This is a genomic window from Maridesulfovibrio sp. (assembly GCF_963678865.1).
GTDB lineage: Bacteria > Desulfobacterota > Desulfovibrionia > Desulfovibrionales > Desulfovibrionaceae > Maridesulfovibrio.
In genome coordinates this window covers 1,837,513-1,860,349 of sequence record NZ_OY787459.1, presented here as the reverse complement: position 1 = coordinate 1,860,349, position 22,837 = coordinate 1,837,513, and the positions used below count along the sequence as shown (strand labels likewise).

Annotated in this window: 20 protein-coding genes; 1 reads left to right on the top strand and 19 read right to left on the bottom strand. The window is 51.4% G+C overall.

What is annotated here, in order from left to right; genetic code table 11:
• Window positions 1–7: 7 nt before the first annotated feature.
• The 18 genes from ACKU41_RS08590 to mraZ form a co-directional block, all read right to left on the bottom strand.
• Entirely contained in the window at window positions 8–850 is an 843-nt protein-coding gene (locus tag ACKU41_RS08590; protein ID WP_321405033.1) for a DUF4405 domain-containing protein, read from the bottom strand.
• Window positions 851–996: 146 nt separating this feature from the next.
• Complete coding sequence (locus ACKU41_RS08585; RefSeq protein ID WP_321405032.1) at window positions 997–1,494, bottom strand: periplasmic heavy metal sensor; 498 nt, start codon at window positions 1,492–1,494, stop codon at window positions 997–999.
• A gap of 320 nt (window positions 1,495–1,814) precedes the next feature.
• A complete protein-coding gene (locus ACKU41_RS08580; RefSeq protein ID WP_321405031.1) occupies window positions 1,815–3,503 on the bottom strand; it encodes a radical SAM protein in 1,689 nt (562 codons plus the stop codon).
• Between the two features lie 75 nt (window positions 3,504–3,578).
• Window positions 3,579–4,859, bottom strand: a complete 1,281-nt coding sequence (gene ftsZ, locus ACKU41_RS08575) for a cell division protein FtsZ (RefSeq protein ID WP_319781029.1) — start codon at window positions 4,857–4,859, stop codon at window positions 3,579–3,581.
• Between the two features lie 105 nt (window positions 4,860–4,964).
• Entirely contained in the window at window positions 4,965–6,194 is a 1,230-nt protein-coding gene (ftsA, locus tag ACKU41_RS08570) for a cell division protein FtsA (RefSeq protein WP_319780992.1), read from the bottom strand.
• 52 nt (window positions 6,195–6,246) lie between these two features.
• Window positions 6,247–7,101 carry an FtsQ-type POTRA domain-containing protein gene (locus ACKU41_RS08565; protein ID WP_319780991.1) on the bottom strand — a complete coding sequence of 285 codons (855 nt, stop codon included), beginning with the start codon at window positions 7,099–7,101 and terminating at the stop codon, window positions 6,247–6,249.
• Window positions 7,098–7,970 (bottom strand): UDP-N-acetylmuramate dehydrogenase, encoded by an 873-nt coding sequence (murB, locus tag ACKU41_RS08560; protein ID WP_321405030.1) that lies wholly within the window; start codon window positions 7,968–7,970, stop codon window positions 7,098–7,100. The genes ACKU41_RS08565 and murB overlap by 4 nt, the downstream gene beginning before the upstream one ends.
• A 13-nt stretch (window positions 7,971–7,983) precedes the next feature.
• Complete coding sequence (gene murC / locus ACKU41_RS08555; protein WP_319781028.1) at window positions 7,984–9,396, bottom strand: UDP-N-acetylmuramate--L-alanine ligase; 1,413 nt, start codon at window positions 9,394–9,396, stop codon at window positions 7,984–7,986.
• A 53-nt stretch (window positions 9,397–9,449) separates the two neighbouring features.
• On the bottom strand, window positions 9,450–10,532 hold the full coding sequence (gene murG, locus ACKU41_RS08550) for an undecaprenyldiphospho-muramoylpentapeptide beta-N-acetylglucosaminyltransferase (protein WP_321405029.1): 1,083 nt from the start codon (window positions 10,530–10,532) through the stop codon (window positions 9,450–9,452).
• On the bottom strand, window positions 10,532–11,647 hold the full coding sequence (gene ftsW / locus ACKU41_RS08545; protein WP_319780988.1) for a putative lipid II flippase FtsW: 1,116 nt from the start codon (window positions 11,645–11,647) through the stop codon (window positions 10,532–10,534). Before ftsW ends, murG begins: the two co-directional genes overlap by 1 nt.
• Window positions 11,644–12,948: a UDP-N-acetylmuramoyl-L-alanine--D-glutamate ligase gene (gene murD / locus ACKU41_RS08540; protein ID WP_319780987.1), complete on the bottom strand. Its 1,305-nt coding sequence runs from the start codon at window positions 12,946–12,948 to the stop codon at window positions 11,644–11,646. Before murD ends, ftsW begins: the two co-directional genes overlap by 4 nt.
• Before the next feature lie 7 nt (window positions 12,949–12,955).
• On the bottom strand, window positions 12,956–14,035 hold the full coding sequence (gene mraY, locus ACKU41_RS08535) for a phospho-N-acetylmuramoyl-pentapeptide-transferase (RefSeq protein WP_319780986.1): 1,080 nt from the start codon (window positions 14,033–14,035) through the stop codon (window positions 12,956–12,958).
• A complete protein-coding gene (gene murF / locus ACKU41_RS08530) occupies window positions 14,032–15,423 on the bottom strand; it encodes a UDP-N-acetylmuramoyl-tripeptide--D-alanyl-D-alanine ligase (protein ID WP_321405028.1) in 1,392 nt (463 codons plus the stop codon). Before murF ends, mraY begins: the two co-directional genes overlap by 4 nt.
• Entirely contained in the window at window positions 15,420–16,880 is a 1,461-nt protein-coding gene (locus ACKU41_RS08525; RefSeq protein ID WP_321405027.1) for a UDP-N-acetylmuramoyl-L-alanyl-D-glutamate--2,6-diaminopimelate ligase, read from the bottom strand. The genes murF and ACKU41_RS08525 overlap by 4 nt, the downstream gene beginning before the upstream one ends.
• 14 nt (window positions 16,881–16,894) lie before the next feature.
• A complete protein-coding gene (locus ACKU41_RS08520) occupies window positions 16,895–18,838 on the bottom strand; it encodes a penicillin-binding transpeptidase domain-containing protein (RefSeq protein ID WP_321405026.1) in 1,944 nt (647 codons plus the stop codon).
• A gap of 25 nt (window positions 18,839–18,863) precedes the next feature.
• Window positions 18,864–19,139, bottom strand: a complete 276-nt coding sequence (locus ACKU41_RS08515; RefSeq protein WP_319780982.1) for a hypothetical protein — start codon at window positions 19,137–19,139, stop codon at window positions 18,864–18,866.
• Window positions 19,140–19,145: 6 nt separating this feature from the next.
• A complete protein-coding gene (gene rsmH, locus ACKU41_RS08510; RefSeq protein ID WP_319780981.1) occupies window positions 19,146–20,120 on the bottom strand; it encodes a 16S rRNA (cytosine(1402)-N(4))-methyltransferase RsmH in 975 nt (324 codons plus the stop codon).
• Between the two features lie 137 nt (window positions 20,121–20,257).
• The gene (gene mraZ, locus ACKU41_RS08505) at window positions 20,258–20,707 is read right to left on the bottom strand and encodes a division/cell wall cluster transcriptional repressor MraZ (protein WP_319780980.1); all 450 of its coding nucleotides are present in this window, start codon (window positions 20,705–20,707) and stop codon (window positions 20,258–20,260) included.
• A gap of 430 nt (window positions 20,708–21,137) precedes the next feature.
• Between mraZ and ACKU41_RS08500 the strand changes: the two genes are divergently transcribed.
• A complete protein-coding gene (locus ACKU41_RS08500) occupies window positions 21,138–22,154 on the top strand; it encodes an HD domain-containing phosphohydrolase (RefSeq protein WP_321405251.1) in 1,017 nt (338 codons plus the stop codon).
• Between the two features lie 154 nt (window positions 22,155–22,308).
• On the opposite strand, the gene ACKU41_RS08495 is transcribed toward ACKU41_RS08500, so the two are convergent.
• Window positions 22,309–22,794 (bottom strand): CBS domain-containing protein, encoded by a 486-nt coding sequence (locus tag ACKU41_RS08495; protein WP_321405025.1) that lies wholly within the window; start codon window positions 22,792–22,794, stop codon window positions 22,309–22,311.
• Between the last annotated feature and the right edge of the window lie 43 nt (window positions 22,795–22,837).

The window sequence follows — 22,837 nt, the reverse complement described above, 5'->3', positions numbered from 1 at the left end:
ACAATTGTTACGGATTGAGCAGGTCAGCGATTGCACGGGGCGAATCAAGGCCGAGTGCCCCTGCAATTTCCTTGATGGGGGTGGCTTTGTCAACAACCACTCCTTGTTCGCGCAGAATCCCCAGCGCGGTGTTCAGGTCCAGATTAAATCTGGTGCAGTATTGTTCAAGATTCATTCGCCCGATTCCGGTTCCGGACTGTCCTGAATGCTGTTTGAATTCAACACTTTTATCGGTCACGGAAGAGTCCTTTTGCGGTTGGTCCTTGAGAATGATTTCATGAATTTCTTTGGGGGTCAGTCCTGCTTTGTTGGCAATGGATTTGATGGTTTCTCTTGGTGATTCCAGCTCAATCCCGGCATTTTTGATTGATGCGGAAGCTTTGTCCACATCAAGTCCCATTCGTTTGCAGAAAATCTGCAGCGGGCTGAGTTCGGCATGGCCATAGGGAGGTGTGCCGTACTTGGCCTCCCCCATAGCCTGAAAATCCTGGGTTAGTTCAAGTACCTGCTTCATGGGCGGCAGATTAGCCAGAGTTCCAAATGCAACAAACAGTGTGATACCCAGACTGATGAAAAATGCCGGGGAGGTGAAGTTTGCTTCTCCGGCTTTCTTTTTCAGGTAAGCTAGAATGGGTTTCCAGTTTAACCAGATGTGCAGGATGGAAATGACAAGGAAAAGTACACCGGTACAAATGTGGATATCGCCCCATTGTTCCTTGCTCAAGCCGAAAAGGGTCCAGTCTGCCCAGTAAGCGACGCGTCCCTGTGGCACAATGTACAGAACTAAACTGGTACTGATCAGGACGATAAAAGAAAAAAAGCTGGTCAGTGAGGTGATTTTTCTTAACATGCTGCTCTCCTTGGTTTTGCTCTGACATTGATAACTTAAACAGGTGCGTATTTGAAAGCTCTTTAATAAAAAAAGGAGGACCGGTCAGTCCTCCTTTTTACCCGTTTTCCTGTAATTAAGTGTAGATGAACATTATTTAAAGGATTTTAGTAACAATTGCCTCCGGGGCAATTTCTCTGCTGGAAATTTCCGCAGTCTCCGGCAGCACCGGGGCATCCCTGCTTGTAATTTCCGCAACCTCTTCCGCCCTTACCGTAACCCTGTCCCATGGACGGGAAGGTCAGGCCGGTTTCTTTTTCAATTTCAGCAGCCATTTTGTTATGTTCGGCGTAAAGCTTGTCTCTGATACCGGAAAGATCTTTGACCAGAGCATGGATGGTGTCCTTATCAGCTTTACCGGAATCCACCAACGCATTGAGCTCTGTACGTTTGGCCCACTGCTGACTTTTCAGGTTCTGAAATGAGGATTCATATTTTTGGATTATGTCCTGAACCTGCTGCTGTTTTTCAGGGGTAAGCTGGTTATAAGCTGCCCAGTTACCGTTGTGGTATCCTGCATTCCGGTATCCGCCTCGTGCCATGGCGACAGATGCGACTGCCAGAATCATCACGACGATCAACGGAATCAGGTTTTTTTTCTTCATATTGTCTCCTGATGTGGTTAAAAGTTGTTGCCCTCTCAGTTAACCACTAAGCATGTGGCGTGCCAAAAAAATTATCCCTTTATTTAAGTGTCTTGTGTTGAGAGTGCAAGGCGTGATGGTTTGCAGGTGCAGTTTTTTTGTGCAAAGTGTTGCACGAAAGTGCATACTCACGGCAAAAAAAAGAGGCCCGTAGATGGACCTCCGAATCCGCGCATGCGCATTTCGATACCTGTGGCTGTTTTAAGTGCTTGATTAATTTTGCAGTCGGTTAAGATAAGGCGGTTTGTGCAATGTCTTTGCACAAACGGTGAAAAAGGGGGTTAGCTATCATCAAGCCATTGGTGCATGCCGCAGCTTTTGCAGTCAGCGCAGCCTGCAGGGGGGCAAACCGGAGACTTCTCGGCTTTCTGAAAGCGCTGCCATTCACGCCAAAGGTAACTCTTTTTTACACCGGTATCGATAAAATCCCAGGGCAGGGGGGAATCTTTATGGAGTTCTTTGTCCACGAAACGTTCAAAGTCGCCCTTGCAGAACTTGGAAGCTTTTTTCCAGCCGCCGTTATCTGCGGCATAAATGATAAATTCAGCCAGAGATTCGTCTCCGCGGGAAAGAATGCCCTGTAAACGGGCCTGAAATGGATTGTCACCGGAAAAAGCCATGCCTTTGTATTTTTTAGTAAATCCTTTTACCTTGGAAAGCACGGCTTTGAGTTCTTTTTCCGAGGGCATAGGAGCCCATTGCAGTGGAGTCCAGGGCTTGGGTACAAGGCAACTGGCCCCGAAGGTTATACGCATGAACTGCTTTTTCTTTTTACCTTGTCCACGCATGCGGGCAGCATCCATTTTATCGAGCATGCAGGCCAGTTCATCGTAGTCTTCGTCCGTTTCGCCGGGCCAGCCCACAATGACATATACTCGCAGATGATTAACTCCCTTAGCGGCGCATAGCTCGACAGCGCGGAGGAAGTCCTCTTCTTCAAGGTTTTTGCTGGCGGCATCGCGCAATTTCTTGCTGGCGCCTTCCAGAGCAAGAGTCACAGTGCGTACTCCCGAGGCGCGCAGGATATCCAGCAGTTCTTCTGTCAGTCCGTCGGCACGTACGGAAGAGAGGGAGAATTTGGTCTTACGTTTTTTGAGCCATTCAATATAGGGGATTAAATCCGGCCAGTCGGTGAGAGCTGTGCCCACCAGTCCCACTTTAGGCGGGTCGGCGAGTTCCACAATTTTCTTGAGCTGGTCGATGGATGCGTGCCGGGGTGGACGGTAGACATATCCGGCAGCGCAGAAACGGCAACCGTAAGGACAGCCCCGGTTGACTTCAACAAGGAACATGTCCTTGAAGACAGCTTCCGGACTGATGAAACAGGAATACGCTGGTTCGCTTAAGAGCGGAACCCCGTGTCCTTCGCCTATCGGCCCCGGAGGCAGAACGGCTCTGCGGACCTGACCTTTGGTCATACCGGGAACGTAGACGGAGTCCCGGTCTTTTATTCGATCCAGAAATTCTTTTTTGCTTCCCCCGTTGTAAATATGCTGCTTCAGTTCGAGGCACAATTCTTTCAACCCGGCTTCTGCTTCACCGACCCAGAAAAAATCGAAGAAGGGAGCTATGGGAGCAGGATTGAGAAAGGCAACCGGACCTCCGCCCATGACCAGCGGGAAGTCCGGGCGTTCCGCCGCCAGAGGCGGAACGCCCGAATCTTTCAGCATCCTGACGAGGTGGAGATATTCCTCCTCAAAGTTGATGCTGAAACCGATCAGGGGAAACTCGGACAGTTCTTTACTGCTGTCCATGGAAACAGACGGTTTACCCGGTTCGCCGAGGAAGAATCTTTCTACTGCAAGTTCCGCGTCCGGAGCAAGAAGTCGGTAGACGGCCTGCCAGCCTAAGGTTGAGAGGGCAGACCCCTTTCGTCCGGGGAAGACTAGAGCCGTGGGCAGACGGCCTCCGGTTTCCTCAGGCGAAGGTTCTTCCTTGCCGTAATAGAAGAATTCTTCATTCACGGGCATGAATTATTTCCGGTGCGGACCGTTTGGCCCGTACTGTTTCCGTTTTATGTTCATCACAGTCAGGAGCCTATGTTATTAGTCTGCCTGCTTGCGGATGAATGTCGGTACTTCAAAATCATCGTCATCATGGAAGATGAATTCTTCACCACCTGCATTGGCAGCCTGTTTGGGCTTGAGCTGTACCGGTTCGGTGGCACCTGCCGCATCTGTGGGCTTGCTGGCTGTGTGGCGCAGGTAAGCCGGGATGGAACGGTCTTCTTCAGCATGTGCACTGCCCATCTGACGCACGTTGGTGGTAGCTTCTTTATTCCTTGGAGCCATGCCTCTGGGAGTGAGGTTGGGACGCTGGGGCTGACCGAAAGACTGCTGCTCAACAGGCGGGGTAACAGTCTGTTCTACAGCGCTGTCGATTCCGGTGGCAATAACGGTGATGCGCATTTCATCGCCTACTTCAGCGTCGAAAACAGTACCGAAGAAGATCTGAGCTTCTTCATGAGCTTCTTCGTAGATAATGTTGGCTGCTTCGCTGACCTCATCAATGGTCATGTCAGGGGAGCAGGTGATGTTGATGAGCACGCCTTTTGCGCCTTCAATGGAAACATCTTCAAGCAGCGGACTGGTGATTGCTTTCATGGCAGCTTCACGGGCCCTGTTTTCTCCGCGTGCGATACCGGTACCCATGAGGGCCAGACCGGAGCTGGACATGACGGCCTGTACGTCAGCGAAGTCAAGGTTGATTAAGCCGTGAACAGTGATGAGGTCGGCAATACCTTTTACGCCGTAGTAAAGAACTTCGTCCGCTTTTTTCAGCATTTCGGAGAAAGCTGCTTTTTTGGCGGCAAGCTGGAGCAGACGGTCATTGGGAATGGTGATGATGGAGTCAACCACGTTCTTGAGTTCCTCAATGCCTTTTTCTGCCTGCAGCAGTCTGCGTTTGCCTTCGAAATAGAAAGGTTTGGTTACAACGGCAACGGTCAATGCGCCGGCCTCTTTGGCAATTTCAGCGATAACGGGTGCAGCACCGGTACCGGTTCCGCCGCCCATACCTGCGGTGACGAAAACCATGTCGCAGTCACTTACCAGTTCGCGGATCTGTTCTACGGATTCGAGGGCTGCGTTTTTACCTACATCGGGGTTGGCACCAGCGCCGAGGCCTTTGGTAAGTTTGTCACCGAGCTGAATTTTGTATTCAGCGAGGGATTTATTGATGTCCTGTGCATCGGTATTGGCTACGATGAAGCGCACGCCGGAAAGGGCGGACTGAATCATGTTGTTGATAGCGTTACCGCCACCACCACCACAACCGATAACTTTGATGCGGGCCTGACCGTCATTTTCAATTTCCATGTAATCCATCATCATTTTCATTTCCCCTGTTAAACTTTTGCTGAGAATATTTTCCGGTGATCGGGGCCGGAAAGTAACTTAATGCCTGAGTCTACTGATTTATAATTCTGCTAATTACGCAATATCAGTAAACCATTTACGCATCCTGCCCAGAATGCGGTTGAAAACATTTTCGTCACGGATTCTGAAGACCTGCTCAGAGCTGCCTTCTTTTTCCGCACCGTACATGAGCAGTCCCACTGCTGTGGCAAATTTGGGACTGTTGACAACATCCTTCAGGCCTCCCATTCCTGCCGGATAACCGATGCGTACCGGCAGATCGAAAATCTGTTCCGCCAGTTCCTGCATGCCGTCCACTAAAGAGGTTCCGCCGGTAAGAACAACGCCTGCGGCGATCATGTTCTTATATCCGCTGCGTACCAGCTCCTGATCCACCAGAGAAAGGATTTCCTCGCAGCGTGGTTCGCAGATTTCAGCCAGAACCCTTTTAGACATTTTGCGGTGATCACGTCCGCCTACGGAGGGCACGTCAATGGTCTCGTCAGTAGTGACCAGATCGGTGAGTGCAGTTCCGTATTTGACCTTGATCTGTTCCGCAGACCCCATGGGCGTTCTCAGCCCGAACGCTATGTCGTTAGTCAGGTTGTTACCGCCGAGAGCGATAACTGAAGTATGTTTAATTGAATCATTTGCGAAAATTGCCAGATCGGTGGTACCTCCCCCGATATCCACAATGGCAACGCCGATCTCTCTTTCTTCTTCGGAAAGAACGGCCTTGCTGGAAGCAAGTGATTCAAGAACGATGTCAGAAACATCCAGTCCTGAACGGTGGCAGGAACGGATGATGTTTTGCGCGGAGGTAACAGCACCGGTAACGATGTGGACCTTTACTTCGAGTCGTACTCCGGCCATGCCCAGCGGATCTGCAATGCCGCGTTGATCGTCGACAATGTATTCCTGCGGCAGGGTGTGAATAACTTCCCTGTCCAGCGGAATGGCTACAGCTTTGGCCGCATCAATAACCCGGTCAACATCTTTCTGGGTCACTTCACCGCCTTTTACAGCGATAACGCCGTGGCTGTTGAAACCTTTGATGTGGCTGCCTGCAATTCCCGCGTATACGGAGCGGATTTCGCAACCGGCCATCAGTTCAGCCTCTTCAAGCGCCTTTTTGATGGACTGTACGGTCTGTTCGATGTTGACCACCACGCCCTTGCGCAACCCGGTGGACGGGGCAGTGCCTATACCGACAATGTCAACTCCGTCCGCAGTTGGTTCTCCCACAACTGCGCAGATCTTGGTAGTGCCGACATCGAGGCCGACGATCAGATCAGACTTGGCCATAACTTTTTCTCCTCATCATCATTGTAATTCGGGGTATTGCCGTTTGAGGCAATCATTTCCCGGAACTGCGTTTTTCAACCCAGACCCTGTTCTTCCCGGTTGAAATGACTGCCACATCCCTGAACTCTCCCCTGTTCTTGAGGTCTTTCCAAACTGTGTTCAGGTGTGAAAGCTGTTCTTGCCAGTTGTCCAGACCCAGCAGCACCGTAAGGCCAAGTCTGTCCATAAAAATTTCCATGCGGTTGCCGCCCTTGATATCAATCCATGCTATCTGGCCCGGATCAAAGGGGAGTTCCCGTCTGCTGAGCTTGTTCATGAACTCAGGCAGGATTCCCGCCTTGTCCATGGCTTCGGACTCAATATTCAGGAAGGGCAGGGAACTGAACTTGCCAGGAGCGACCGGAGCGATCAGTTCTCCCTTGCTGTCACAATAGTAAAGGACGTCATTGTGACGAACCATGAAACGGGGATTTTTTTCATGCACATGAATCTGCATTTTCCCCGGAAGTTGTCTGCGCACCGTAGCGGATTTGATCCACAGGTTTTCGCTGAGTCTGTTTTCCACTTCACTGATATTAACCGCGAGGCTGTTTTTATTCAGGCTGACGTCGGCGATGGACAATATCTCTCCGTAGCTCAAACGGTGGTTGCCGCTGACTTTGATATCCTGCAATGCAAAATAAGGCAGGGCGGTTACCCAGCGGTATCCTGCAAGGCAGCCGAGACCCACAACAGCCAGAATCAACAGGCAAACCCCGGAAATGCAGAGCTTGCGCAACATGGCGGCGAAAACACCGCCTATGGGCTGCGAAGTATTCTTGCGTTTCATAGGTTTGTTGCGGCTGACCCGTTTCTTTCCTGATTTACTCAGGTTCAACCTGCTTTTGTTCAGTCCTGCTACGCTCATGACAGTATTATGACCTCCGGCTCTAAGGTTACGCCGAACTTGTCAGCCACGGCTTCGCTTGCCTTAGCCATGAGCTCCAGTGCCTGTGTTGCGGTGCCGCCTCCTTTGTTCTCAAGGAAGTTGGCGTGCATTTCGGAAAAGCCCATGCCTCCGAGGTTTCTGCCCCTGAATCCGGCATCGTCGAGCAATTTGCCCGCACTGTGTCCTTCCGGATTCTTGAAAACGCACCCGGCAGTTTTTGCGGTGACCGGCTGGGTAGCTTTCTTTTTTTCAAAAGTTTTTTTGATTCCGGAGCGGACCTCTTCCTCTGTGGAACGGGAAAGTTCAAACTCAACTTCCCAGACCAGAAAGAATTCATCGTGACCAGTTGAAAAGTGCCTGTAGCCCCAATTCAATTCAGCCGCGTCCTTCCAGAAAAGTCCCTTGGAAGGAGTCCAGAGCCGGATTCTTTTAACGGAAGCCTGCATGTCGGTTCCGTATGATCCGGAATTCATGGCGATGGAACCGCCCACCGAACCGGGAATTCCTGCCAGTCCTTCCATACCGGAAAGACCATTCTTAATGAGTATTGAAAGCAGTCCCGGCAGCCGCATATCTGCGGGAACCAGGACGCTGTTTCCGGATATAACGGCTTCGGCTTTACGCTGGCAGGCCACCTGTACGAGGGCAATATTCAGTTCCCCGTCTAAGGCCAGCATGTTGCTTCCTTCACCGATGGCAAGCAGGCTAGAACCCTCGCGCTCAATGAAGCGGGAAAGTTCGTCCAGTCCGGCTTCGTCACGCACCTTTGCCAGTACACGGGCGTTTCCGCCAATGCCTAGTGAGGTGAGCTGAGCCAAGCCCGGTTTATGAAGCAGTTCCAGTGTCATGCCTTTTTATCCGTTAAAATGCTGTTATTTCTTCTGGTTTGAGAACTTTTTCTCCATCCTCTCCCAGATACTCTAAAAATTTCTCGCCAACAGTGTAGATGGACCCCGCCCCCTGCGTGATGAACAGGTCACCGGGTTTGAGAATGTTGGGGAGTTCGTTCTGCATCATTTCAAAATCAGGGTAAAAGCGGACTTTAGTGTCGCTGACCTGTCTTATTCCCTGCGCCAGTGACATTCCGTTTACGCCCGGAATAGGGTCTTCTGATGCGGGGTAGATTTCAGTCAGCAGCAGTTCATCCGCTTTTTCAAAGGTTTTGCAGAATTCACCGAACAGCGCTTGAGTACGGGTGAACCTGTGCGGCTGGAATGCCACCACCAGCCTGCGGTGCGGGAAGCAGGATTTGGCGGTTTCAATGGTGGCCTTAATTTCTGCCGGATGGTGTCCGTAGTCGTCAACAACGAGGATGCCTTTGCTTTCACCTTTCTTTTCAAACCTGCGGCCCACGCCCATGAAGTTCGACAGACCGGAGAGGATAATTTTCGGATCAAGTCCGGCCTCAAGCGACACCCCGATGGCTCCCAGCGCGTTGAGTACGTTGTGTTTACCGGGCTGGGCCAGTGAGACTTCACCAAGCAGTTTTCCGTCAAGGTAGACTTTGAACAGGGAACGCACTTCACAGGACAGGATTTCCCCGCGCAGTCTGTTGCCTTCGGCCAGTCCGTAAGTCATGCAGGGGCGTTTGATGGAAGGCAGCAGCCGTTGCACACCCGGATCATCCCCGCAGACCACATTCATTCCGTAAAAGGGAATGGAGTTCATGAATTTGCGGAATGATTCATCAATAGCTTCCTGCCCGCCGTAAAAATCAAGGTGATCTTTATCAACGTTGGTAACTACAGTAATGATCGGCGCAAGACAGAGGAATGAACCGTCGGATTCATCCGCTTCGGCAATGAGGAATTGCCCTTCACCGAGGCGGGCGTTGCTGCCGAAGGTGTTCAGGCGTCCGCCGATAATGACCGTGGGGTCCAGTTCTGCTTCAGTGAAAATTGTAGCCAGCAGAGATGTCGTAGTGGTCTTGCCGTGGGTTCCGGCCACGGCGATTCCGGTACGCAAGCGCATGAGTTCGGCAAGCATTTCCGCTCTGGGAATAACGGGAATACCCAGCTCGCGGGCCTTGAGCAATTCCGGGTTTTCATCGGAAATTGCAGTGGATTTGACCACTACGTCGGCGTCAGTGACATTATCCGCTCCATGTCCGATGAAGACCTGCGCGCCCATTTTGAGCAGACGTTTTACAGGAGCACCTGCGGCGAGGTCGGAACCTGTAACAGTGAAGCCCATGTTGATCAACACCTCGGCAATGCCGCTCATACCAGAGCCGCCGATACCGATCATATGGATGTTGCCAACCCTGCTGCGCATAATGGGACATGCGGTGTCCGTAACTAATGGTACACTCGGTCCTTCTGCTGCGATCATGCTGCACCTCTCACTGTTTTCATTCTAATAATATCTCCAATGCCTTCCGCGATGGCGGAGGCCGCATCAGTTCTGGCAAATGAAAGCCCCTTGCTTCCCATGGCTTTCAGCCTGTCCTGATCCGTAATCAGTTTAATAATTTCATCTGCCAGCTTTGGTCCGTCGAGTTCGTTCTGCGGAATCAACAGTGCCGCGCCCAGATCAGCCAATGAACGTGCGTTGCCGGTCTGGTGATCGTGGGTGGCCTGCGGAAACGGAATCAGTATTGCCGGCTTACCCGCTGCTGCTATCTCGAAAACAGTTGAAGCCCCGGCCCGGCACACGATGAGGGCAGCTTCGGCATAAGCTTTGCCCATATCATGGATGAACGGGGATACTGCACCGGTGTCCATGCCGTTCTCCACGTATGCTTTGCGGACTTTTTCAAAATCATTTTTCCCGGTCTGGTGGCGCAGGGTTATTCCTGCTTCCTTGAGCTTGGCAAGGCCACTGATAATTGCATCATTGATGGCTGCCGCGCCCTGACTTCCACCGAAGACCAGAACTGCTTTGGAGTCAGCATTTCTGCCGGAGTTAAATATCTCTTTACGAACCGGATTACCCACCACAACAGTTTTGGCTGCGGGGAATGATCCGTTGCGGTCCTCAAATGAGGCGAAAACTCTTTTTACAATTCTTCCCAGAATGCGGTTGGTTACTCCGGGAATACTGTTCTGCTCGTGGATTGCTGTGGGGATGCCCAGCATCCATGCCGCCAGCACCGGGCAGAATCCGGCATATCCGCCGAACCCGATTACCGCTTCCGGCCTGAATGATGCGATTTCCCTCAGGGCCATAACCAGCGCGGCTACTATCCAGAGCGAACTCAAAATTTTTTTCAAACCGCCGCCCATTACACCTTTTGCCGGGAGTCCCTTAAAAGAGAATCCCGCCTGTTCGACCATTTCCCGTTCCGGTCCCTTGCCGCCGATAAAGAGAATCTCGCAGTTTGGGAAACGGGTTTTAATCTCGTTGGCAACGGCCAGTGCGGGGAAAACGTGTCCCCCGGTGCCGCCGGTGGTCAGGACAATGCGGTTCATCAGACTTTCCCCCTTGAAAGATTGAGGAGGATGCCGATGCAGATACAGGAAATCATCAGGCTTGAACCGCCATAGCTAACAAAAGGCATGGGCACGCCCTTGGGCGGTACGGTTCCCATGACAACTGCAAGGTTCAGGCAGAAACCAAGCGCGAGCATGATGGTCAGCCCGTAGGCGGTGAAACGGTCCTGCAGATCTTCCTGAGCCAGAGCTATTTTAAATCCGCGCCAGACAAGAAAACCGATAACCGCAAATACTGCCACCACGCCGATAAAGCCAAGCTCTTCACCCACAACAGCCATGATGAAGTCATTATGTGCTTCAGGGAGAAAGAAAAGTTTCTGCTTACCTGCCCCAAGCCCCTGCCCGAAGACATTACCCGACCCAAAGGCGTACAGGGATTGAACCAACTGGTAGCCTTCTTCATGTGCGGATTTGAAGGGGTCTATGAACGCGGTCATGCGTTTCAGCCTGTACGGGGAGCTGGTGATGAGCATGTATCCGGCACCGCCTGCGAAAATCAGTGAAGTTAGCAGGTAGCTGATTCTGGTTCCGCCGACCAGACTCATGAAGAAAAGGATCATGCATAAAAAGACCGATCCGCCAAAATCAGGTTGCATCATAAGCAGCAGGCAGAGCACCCCGGTAATGGCAAAGGGAGGCAGAAAGCCCACGCTGAAGGTCTTGATCAGTTCCTGCTTACGGGAGAAAAAGTAAGCCAGATAGAGCACCAGCGCCGGTTTGCAGAATTCCAGCGGCTGGATGCGGATCGGCCCCAGTGCTATCCAGCGTTTCGCACCGCCGGCAGCAACCGACAGGGGCGAGAAGTCGCAGAGCAGCAGGAGCACAAAAGCTGCCATAAGCCAGACATAGACCATATTATAGAAAACGGCTTTAGGCAGACGGGAGCTGATATACATCATGAAGGTTCCGGCCACGAGAAATACCGCCTGCTTCTTGAAGAAGATGTATTTGTCGTCGAAGAAACGCTCAGCCATGATTCCACTGGCGGAAAGGACCATCATCAGTCCGAAGCAGGCCAGCAGCAGCGCTGCGCCCAACAGCCAGTAATCAAGCCGTTCCGGTTTGCCGGAGAGGTTCTTTTTCTTGTTCAAGATAGTTCCTCCATGATCCGTTTAAAATCATCGCCTCTAGCCTCGTACCCGGAGTAAGCGTCAAAGCTCGCTGTTGCCGGGGAAAGCAGGATGATGTCTCCTGCCTGTGCATTTGCAAAAAGGGCACGCACTGCTTTTTCAAGATTTTCGTACCAGGAAATTTTAAATTCATCCTTGAGAGCGGGTTCGAAGTACTCGCGTCCTGCACCGAAAAGCCCTACTTCTGCAACTTTTCCTCGCATGGCCGGGATAATCTCGCTTACATCTCCGCCTTTGAATACACCGCCGAGAAGTAAACGGACTGGTCCTTCAAAGGTATCAAGTGCTGCGCGTACAGCATCAAGGTTGGTGCCCTTGGAGTCATCAATGAAGCGGATTCCGTCTACAGAGCCGATCTCCTGCACCCGGTGCGGTTTGCCTTCAAATGTTTTCAGCCCTGCTTCAAATTCTTCGCGGGTCAGACCTATCTTTTCGAGAGCCAGCCACGCCGCTTCAATGTTCAGGCGGTTGTGGAATCCGGGCAGGTTTGGCTGCTCTTCAAAGGTTGAACCGTCAAACCATTTTACTTCGGCTTTGGTGAAGGTGGCCGGGTCGAGTTCATTTTTCATGTCTGCAGGCAGGATGGCCAGTTCGTCTTCACTCTGGCGTTCGAAAATCTTGAGTTTTGCCTGCAGATATTCGTCCATGTCCTCATGGTAATTGAGGTGGTTGGGAGAAATATTGAGCAGGATGGCGGCCTGCGGTCTGAATAAACGGCAGTTCTGGAGCTGGAAGCTTGAAACTTCAAGTACAAGGACATCCGCTTTGCCGTCAGCGGCGATAAATTCCGAAAGGGGAGTGCCATAGTTGGCCCCGGCAAAAGCTTTGCGGCCTGCGCTTTCCAGAATGTGTTTGATCAGCGCGGTTGTTGTTGTTTTGCCGTTGGTCCCGGTGATTGCGATTTTGGGCTCATTTGCAAACCACGAAGCGAGTTCCAGCTCGGAAATGATGGCCCGTTCCGGAAGGTTACCGATAAACGGAGCTATTTTGCGGGCCGGGATTCCGGGGCTGGCTATTATCACATCCGCTCCGGCAAATTGTTCTTCGCAGAAGGGTCCGGTCATGAGTTCTGTATCCGGTCCCAATCCTTCAAGGATGTCAGTGCTCAGATTTTCATTACTGTCCACAATGCGCACGGTGGCCTTGAGCTTGTGCAGCAGTTTTGCTGCAGCAAGACCTGATCTTCCGGCCCCGGCGACTACTGCCAACCTGCCGGTGAACATGCGGGTCGAGGTGACCTGTTCTACAAATGCGCTGTCCATAACATCCTTACCTGATTTTCAGGGTACTAAGAGCCATAAGAGCCATTAATATTGAGATGATCCAGAACCTGATTACTATCTTGGATTCCGGAACTCCCTTGTGTTCAAAATGATGGTGCAGGGGGGCCATGCGGAAAATCCGTTTGCCGCCGCTGACTTTGAAATAACTAACCTGCATGATTACCGAGATGGTCTCAAATACGAAGACTCCGCCGACGATAATCAGCAGCAGTTCCTGTTTGCAGAGCACGGCTATAAAACCAAGCACGCCGCCGATGCTGAGCGAACCTACATCTCCCATGAATAACTGGGCCGGGTATGCGTTGTACCAGAGGAAGCCAAGTCCTGCGCCCACAAGAGCCCCGCAGAAGACCGTAACTTCACCTACTCCCGGTACATGGGGAACATTCAGATAGTTAGCCATGCCCACATGCCCGGCAATGTAAATAAAAAAAGCGTAACAGGTGGCACTGGTGATGGATGGCCCGATTGCCAAACCGTCCAATCCGTCTGTGAGGTTAACCCCGTTGGAAGCCCCGATCATGACCAGCAGGGCAAAGGGCAGATAGAGCCAGCCGAGGTTCGGGGTGAAATTTTTAAAGAACGGCACAGCCAGTTCTGTTGAATATGCAGGTTGCATGATCAGCAGGCCTACAGCAATTCCTGCCACCAGCAATTGCCCGAAAAGTTTGGCTTTAGGGGAAATCCCTTTGTTCTGTTTGCCTCTTATTTTGGTGTAGTCGTCAACGAATCCCACCAGACCGAACCCGGCGAAGACCAGCATGGTCAGCCAGACGTACATGTTGCTCAGGTCTGCCCAGAGCATGGTGGAAACCAGCACTCCGAAACCGAGCAGCAACCCGCCCATAGTCGGTGTTCCGGCTTTGCATTTGTGCAATTCACCGACTTCGTCCTGAATATACTGGCCGCATTTGATTTTTTGCAGCCAGCGCATCATCATGGGGCCGAGTACGATGGTGATCACCAGCGCGGTAAGCAGGGCGTAGATGGAGCGAAAGGTTATGTACCGGAATACGTTAAGCACTCCCAACTGTGCGCTCAGGGGGACTAGAAAATGATAGATCATGCTTTGTTTCCTCCGCTCTCCCTGTTGATATCGCTGCTCAATGCGTTGAAGTAGTCTTCCATGTGGCAGGACCTTGATCCTTTGAAAAGGACCACCGCGTCATTGAGACCAAGTTCATGTATTCCATTCAAAAATTCAGCAGGTTTATTTACCGGAACGAGGGTAGATCCATTGGTATTGGCGGCTACTTCGGCATAGTGCATACCGTGGTAGAAAGTTGCATCAGGCTTGACTGACGCGATTTTAGTGCCGAGGTCGCAATGTGCGCATCCGGCCTCCTCGCCAAGTTCCAGCATATCGCCTAGCACCAGCACCAGCGGTCTTTCTCCGGCAATGTGCTTTGCGGTGTCGATTGCCCGGTCCATAGAGAGCGGGTTGGCATTGTAGGAGTCGTCGATAAGCGTCCATTCCCCATGGGTATGGCAGTGGAAGCGCTGCTTGGGCAGCTCTACTGTAGAAAGTCTTTCAGCAATCTCAGTTAATTCCATTCCCAGTTGATGAGCGGCACAAGTGACCGCAGCTGCGTTTTCCGCGAAATGTGAGCCGCAGGTGGGCAGAATCACTTCCGCTGTCTCCTCTCCGGCCTTAATCAGGAAACGCCCTGACCCGTCAGGAAGGGTGTGCAGCAGGGTGCTGTAGTATTCTGCGGTTTCATCCTGAGAGGAAAAGGCAACAGGCGTGCTTATTTCATTGGCTGCGTTCCAGAGCAGTTCGTGATCCTTGCAGCACAGGGCCTTCCCTTCGGGACGGATGTATTTGAAAAGTGATGACTTCTGGATAGCAACATTTTCCAGCGAGCCCAGCCCTTCAAGGTGTGCGGGACCGATATTGTGGATAATTGCCATGTCAGGCTGTGCAATGGGACCGAGCTCACCCATATCATGAGGCAGGCTGATGCCCAGCTCCATGACCCAGTAAGTCTCTTCTCCTGTTGCTTCAAGCATGGAGAGAGGCAGACCTAGCTGGTTGTTCATGTTCATGAAGTTCTTATGCACGGAATGGGAACCGGAAAGCACGTGGGCCAGCATTTCTTTTACGGTTGTCTTACCGGCAGAGCCAGTTACTGCGATCATTCGGGCATGGGATTTCAACCGCCAGTACGCGGCAATCCGGCCAAGGGCCTGTACGGTGTCGCGAACCATGATGGTTTGTTTGCCCTCAAGTTCGGGCATGAACTGGGAAACAACCACCGCAACTGCTCCGGCTTCAAAAGCCTGTTCTGCAAAGTTGTGGCCGTCGAAATTTTCCCCTGCAATGCAGAAAAAGACATCACCTTCTTTTACCAGCCTGCTGTCAGTACGCACAGCTGCTATTTCGATGTCTGCCGCAGAGGGTAGATCGCTGCTCCCCATGAGCTGTTCTTCGAGTTCACATAAGGTCAGCTTCAACCGTAAATCTCCTTGATCGCCTTTGAGACTTCTTCGCTGTCGCTGAAGTCCCGCTTTTCTGTTCCGATGATCTGGTATGTTTCGTGTCCTTTGCCTGCAATGAGCAGCACATCGTCTGCATTCATTTCCGCTACCGCTTTCCTGATGGCTGCTGCGCGGTCGACTTCTTCGATAATGTGGTCACAGCCTTTGAGGCCGGGACGTACATCTTCGATGATCTGCATGGGATCTTCAGTACGCGGATTATCCGATGTCAGCACGGCTACATCGGAATAGCGGCAGGCGGCCTCAGCCATGAGCGGGCGTTTGGCCCTGTCTCTGTCGCCGCCGCAACCGAATACGGTGATGACCCTTTTAAAATCAAGGTCTTTCAGGGTACGCAGAACATTGTCCAGCGCATCCGGGGTGTGGGCATAGTCCACGAAAATATTGAGTCCCTGATCATTGCGGACCCGCTCAAGTCTGCCGGGAACACCGTCAAACTCCTTGAATACGTCCATCTGATCGGGAGTAAGACCGAAGTGCAGTCCGATGGCCTGTGCCGCCAGCAGGTTGGAGCCGTTGAACTTACCGATAAGGTCGGTTTCGATTTCCCATTGTTCACCGCCGCAGGTCATTTTCAGGCGCATTCCGTCACCGGAGCAGGAGACCATTTCCCCGCACAGGGATTTGCAGCCTGTGGCGCAGGATGCGTCCATTCCATAACCTATGGCCGGGGAATAACACTCGAGCAGGCGTTTGCCGTAAGGATCATCGAAGTTGATAATTCCACGCTTAAGTGCACTGGGATAATGCTGGAAAAGCATACATTTTGCTTTGAAATATTTTTCCATGTCCCCGTGGTAATCGAGGTGGTCCTGCGTGACATTGGTTATTACCGCCGCATCGAAGCTGAGTCCGCAGACACGGTTCTGGTGCAGGGCATGGGAGGAAACTTCCATGACAACAACCTCAACGCCTGCCGCATCCATTTTGGACAGCATTTCATGCAGCTCCCAGCAACCGGGAGTGGTCAGAGGAGCTTCCTGTTCAAAGCCGGGCCAGCGGTAACTTACAGTACCGAGTACGCCCACCTTCATTCCGGCGGCTGAAAGCAGTTGTTCAATCAGGTAGGAGGTAGTGGTTTTACCGTTTGTTCCGGTTATTCCCACCAGCCTGATTTTGCTGTCTGCGGTTTTGAAGTAAGTCATGGCCAGTTCGCCCAGAGCTTCACGTGGGGAAGGATGGGGTATCAGTTCGGCGGACCCGGTTTCCACTTCTTTTTCGCAGACAATGTATGCTGCTCCCTGCTTCAGGGCCTGAGGTACGAAATCAGCACCGTCACGCAGAGGGCCTGAAATAGCGACAAAGACATCGCCTTCGCAGACTTTCCGTGAATCAGAGCGGACCATCAACCCTTCGTCTACTCTGGCGAGGAGTTTGTCCCATTTTGCTTTGTTCAGTACTGTTTCAGACATAAAAATTCCTTTAACTAAGAAACCCATAAAACCATTTCAGCTTTTTTGTCCTCAGGCCATTTGTTGCCTGCGGCTGGAAGCTGTTTGGTTACGGTCATCCCCTGACCTTTAAGTTTGGGGACGAAGCCTTTCTGGACTAATATTTCAATTGCCCTGCGAATGGGCATTCCTTTTAAATCAGGAACATTGTCCCCGGAAACGGTTATTTTAACCGGGGTGGCCCGCAATGCCTTTTTGGGCATTGCTGTGTAATTCTCTCCCGCAGCAATGACCGGGGTCGGATTACGGTGTTCCGGCAGCTTGCCGTAATAGGCAAGGGTCTGGGTCATGATCTTTTTAACCGCCGGGGCAACAACGGTGCTTCCGTAATGGTTCGGCTTGGGATCATCCACCATCATGTAGACGATGTAATCCGGGTTGTAGCCGGGAACCAGTGCTACGAAAGAGGCAATAAACTCGGTGCCGTAGCCGCCCTTATGTGCTTTCTGGGCGGTCCCGGTCTTGCCCGCTACAGTGGTTCCGCTGATACGGGCTTTACTGCCGGTACCGTCGTCCTGCACAACCTCGCGCATCATGGAGAGTACTTTTTCAGCCACTTCCGCACTGAATATCCGCCTGGGTGCTTCTTCCTGCTCGGAGCGGGGGAATTGTACCAGGCGGAGCGGTTTCTCAACTCCTTTGTTGGCAATAGTCAGGTAGGCTTTTGCCATCTGCACGGTGGTTACACCGATACCCTGTCCGAACGATCCTGCAGCCAGGTCAATTTCATTCCACTTGGCAGCAGGACGGATCAGTCCTTTGCGGTCGCCGGGAATAGGCAGTCCGGTTTTGTGTCCGAAGCCGAGGTCGTTGATGAACTTATGATAGTTCTGCACGCCCAGCTCAAGACCGATCTTCGCACAGCCGATGTTGCTAGAATAGCGAAGTATTTTGTGCACCGGAAGCCAGCCTTCCTTGTGGGTGTCCTTGATGTACTTGCCATTGATCTTCCAGCGTCCGTTTTCACAGTCAAAGAGCTTTTCGGGGGTTACAACCTTGTGCTCAAGAGCTGCAGCCATGAGAAATGGCTTGAAAGTTGATCCCGGCTCGACAACGTCGAGAGCCGCACGGTTCCTCCATATGTTGGGAGAACTGGTGCGGAAAATATTTGGGTTGAAGCGAGGGCAGTTGGCAATAGCCAGAATATCGCCGCTGGCAACTTCAACAACTATAGCTGAGCCCCACTTGCCGTTGTATTTTTTTACCGCCTCGGCCAGAGCATTTTCTGTTACCGACTGCAGGTGAGAATCAATGGTCAGGTGGATGTCCTTGCCGCGCACGTCCATTTCCCGGCCCATGGCATCAAGGTAGAGCCTGCGGCCTGAAGCGTCGCGCTGCACAACAAATTGTGCCTTGCGCCCTGCAAGACGGTCGTTGAATTCCTTTTCAAGCCCTTCGAGCCCTTTACCGTCTATCCCGGAAAAACCGAGCAGTTGCCCTGCAAGGTAGTTGTTGGGATAAAGCCTGACGTATTCTGTAGTCAGATATACGCCGGGCAGATCAGCCTGCTTGATCTTCTGGGCAACACGGTCATTGATCTGCCGTTTGATCCAGATGAAATTCGACTTGCGGGACAATTTTTTTCTCAGCTTCTCCTGTGAGATGCCGAGAATTTTTGAAAGTTTGTAAGCCGTGCCGCCAACATCGGTAACCTTGACCGGGCGAATGTACACGGATGAAGCTTCTACACTGGTTGCCAGTAGATTGCCGTTACGGTCATAAATGGACCCGCGTTCGCCGCGTTCCAGTTCCGCTGCAAGGTGCTGACGGGAAACCATGCGCGACAGGTCTGCCCCTTTGAAAAGTTGCAGCCATGCTGCCCTGCCCAGAAGTCCTGTCCATACAAGGGCGAAAAGGAACATGACGAAGAGCAGCTTTGTTCTGCTCGCCTTCAGGCTTTCTTTTTTCCTTTTAGCCATTGTTTAGGGCTCCCTGTTTTGTCTTCTATGGTTTCGGTCTTCTTATCTGCCCCTGTGAGGCCGGTCCGAAACCGTATTTTTTTGCCAGCTCTCTCAGTCTTATGGGGGAGAGCAGGTTGTTTTTTTCCACTTCCAGCTTCGCAGCCAGAGAATCCTGTTCATCGAGTCTTTTTTCCATGCGCCTCAGGTCGTATGCCTTGTCGACCCGCTCGATGTTCAGCCAGACCGAGACCAGCCCAAGTATCAGTGCCGATCCCATGGTCAGGGCCAGGGCCATGGCTATTCCCTTGGAATCACTCATGGCAGTTTACCCGTCCTCCCCTATCCTTTCGGCTACGCGGAGTTTCGCGCTGCGGCTGCGGGTGTTTACTTTCATCTCTTCCTCAGTGGGAAGGACCGGCTTTCTGGTCAGTACTTTCAACTTCCTGACCTTCCCGCAGGTGCACATGGGCTGCATGGGCGGACAGTCACAGCCTTGCGACTTGGCCTTGAAGGTCTTTTTCACGATACGGTCTTCCAGTGAATGGAAGGATATGATCGCGACCCTGGCTCCGGGACTGAGTCTTTCCGGAATCCGGTCAAGAAAAGTCTGTAACTCTTCAAGTTCGGAATTCACGGCAATACGGAGGCCCTGAAAGGTTTTAGTCGCCGGATGAGTCCGGGACAGCGCCCTGCGTTTGGCCGGGTATGCTTTTTCCACAATTGAGGCCAGTTGCAGGGTGGTGGTAATTTTTTCTTCTTCCCGGGCCGCAATGATCGCCTTGGTGATCTTGGAGGCCAAAGGTTCTTCGCCGTAAAGCTTCAGGATTCTGTTCAGGTCGGAATACGAACCTTTGTTTACAATGGAAGAGGCCGGAGGCATGCCGCCTGCCGGGTCCATGCGCATATCCAGCGGACCGTCCTTGATAAAACTGAATCCACGCTCGGCGTGGTCCAGATGCAGGGAGGATACTCCGAGGTCGAGAACAACACCGTCAACAGTATCCCAGCCCAGTTCATTGAGGGCCGCTTCAAACTTACTGAAAGCAAGGTGGAACCTGTGCGCGTTTTTTCCGAACGGGGCCAACCGTTCCCCGGCCAGTTCAAGGGCCTGCTCGTCGCGGTCCAGCCCGGCCAGTTCGGCACCTTCGCCGGCTGCTTTGAGTATTGCACTGGAGTGCCCGGCCATGCCGAGAGTTCCATCAAGGTAGCGGCCTCCGGGTTTGGGAGCCAGCCATTCAATGACTTCATTCAGCAGAACGGAAGTGTGGACCTGTTCAGGCTTTAATTTCTTGCTTTCCATAATTTCCTGATTCAAAAACGTTTGTCGGTTATAACCGCACTCTGGGGGGGAGTTGGGGTTAACCGTGACGGTCTTGAAAATCAAGTTTTAAAAATCAGTAAAAATGCGTGTCAGTGGGGCGGAAACAGCAAAACAGGCTAGAACGGGAGTTCAACTCCGCATTCAGCCAATTCATCGGAAACATCATCAAAATCCTGTTCAAGCAGGGCTTCGTATTCCCGCTTGTCCCAGATCTCAAATCTGTCGCCGACTCCGGCAAGGACTACTTCCTTGTCCAGCTTGCCGCTTTTCCGCAAATAGGAAGGGATGGTGATTCTGCCTTGTTTATCAAGGTAGACTTCTTCGGAACCTGAAATGATTATACGGATGAAATTCCTGAGTTTCCGGCTGGGGCTTTTGATACTGGTAAGTTTCTCTTCAAGTACCGTCCAGTCCGGTGGTGTGAAGCCGACTATGTTTCCTTCGAAAATAGTCAATGTCACGCAGCCTTCCGGGGAATCAGAATAAACCTGATCCCGGTACTCCGGCGTAAGCATAAGTCTGCCTTTGGCATCCATGCTTCTATGTGCGTGACCTCTAAACTTCATTTTTCTACCACTCAATCACACAGATTTACCACCAATTCCCCCCGTCTCACCACCTGTGTGTGAAATTGACGAAAAAGTCAAGGCCCTCCAGCAAAATAAAAGGGTCGAAAACAGGCTGTTTTCAATGGTCGAAGCCTGTTTTGCTTCTCCTAAAAGCTTATATATACGGCCCTTAGAAAGAATTAAGAAAAGCAGAAAAAAAGTTTATATTTTTTTTAAAAATAATAGATAAAAATTGTAACTTGCAGGACACAGACTTCACGAACATAGATATGAGTGCTATAGGCAATGGAAAACCGGGATTCAAATTAATTTTTTTATGTCCGGTCCCGCCGTAGTGGGTGCGGGATGGGAACTTTTGTTTTATTACGGTTTGCTACGTAAATCTAATGGTTTAAGTCGATTACAAGTTACGGGGTAAGGTTTGAATATGCATGCAAAAGGTAGAATGGATGTTCCCGAAGGTCTGAACGAAGAGTATTATCAGATCAGTTCTGATATCCTTCAGAGTTTCAATAAGTTCAGACCCCCACTGGATATTTTCATGTTCAAAGAGGACGTTGCCCGTATTGCTCCATATTACAAGGTGGGAGGCAGGCTGAGCAAGGAACAGATTGAGCAATTGGCCGGGATGGTCAAGGAAGGCATCATTTTTGTGTCCCGCAAGGATCATCCGGTATACGTGAAGCACATCTCTTATCAGTTGGACCTTGTGCTGGTTGACCGCAACCTCAAGGAAAGCGAGATAGCGGATATTTTCATAGAAGCCCTGACCATGCGTATGAGCGAGTTTCTGGACCAGCCTGTTGCAGTAGTCATGGACAAGCTCTGGACCGACCTGATGGTTTTGACTGAATATCTATGGAACGATCCTTACCGTATCAAAGCGCTGGCCAAAAGGTTGCACAGGGAGCATACCCTTTCTCAGCACAGCGTGAATTGCGGTGTGCTCGCCTTATCAATTTTTATCCGTATGAAAGGCAAGAACTTTACCGACGGGGATATCAGCCGTACCCATTTTGATCGGCTGACAGCAGGTTTTTTTCTGCATGATCTGGGGATGAGCAAGATTCCCCTGTTTATCCGCGAAAAGCCCAAGCCGCTGACCACTGATGAGCGTCAGAAAGTGGATAAGCATCCCATGCTGGGATATGAAATGCTCAGCAAGCTGGACCTCAAATACAAAGAGATTGAGGCCTGTGTCATTGAGCATCATGAAAGATTGAACGGCAAGGGATATCCCCAGAAAAAATCAGGCCGGGAGATTACCCAGTTGGGTCGGATCATTGCCGCTGTTGATTCATACTGTGCCATGATCTGCAAGCGTCCTTTTGCAGAAGCCGTGGACCCTCTTCAGGCTGCTGCGGCTATTTCTCAGGATAAAGGTTACGACCCGGAAGTGACAAAGAATATTCAGGCTTGGGCGCTTACTTTGAAGAAAAAATAGATTTACCCCTTATAAAAATTAACGGCCCTGTTTCCTGGATGGAGACAGGGCCGTCTTATTTATGACGATTTAATTAACGAAGCGGCAAAGCCCGGATAAAAAAGTTTTGGGATTTTTGCACTGGCCATTTGGCTGGAAGCGCATCAGATTTCCATTAAAACTGCTGAACAAGATCTCGGGTAATTTCGCGGTAGACATCACTTAAAAGCACCACTCCGATGATGTTTCCGCCTTCCTGAACCAGAGCCCATGATCTTTTCTTTTTGCGGAAAATTTCCAGTACAACCAGCATTGGGTCCGTAGGTTTGAGGATCGCGACGTCTTCCTCGATGTGCTCATCAAGAGCAGTGGAACAGCAGGCGGTTCCGGCCCGTTTGAAAGCACGGTCCCAGTCCGCTTCTTCGGTCAGGCTCAGGTCTTCATCCTTTAGCACCATTTCTTCGACTGCCTTTAGCATTGTCCAGATGGATACCACTCCGCGCAGGGAGCCGTTTTTCTTTTTTACCACCACAACGTGATTGTCGGGAGCTTCCTTCATGCTGTCGCGCAGTGCGCGTATAGCCTCGGCGAGGCTTGCAGAGTCTTCAATGGTGGAAAAATCTTCATTCATTATATCCCATGCTCTTTTTCTCAGCAGCATCGATTCTCTCCTGTTGAACTGTAGTTGTTAGCGGTTGAACAAA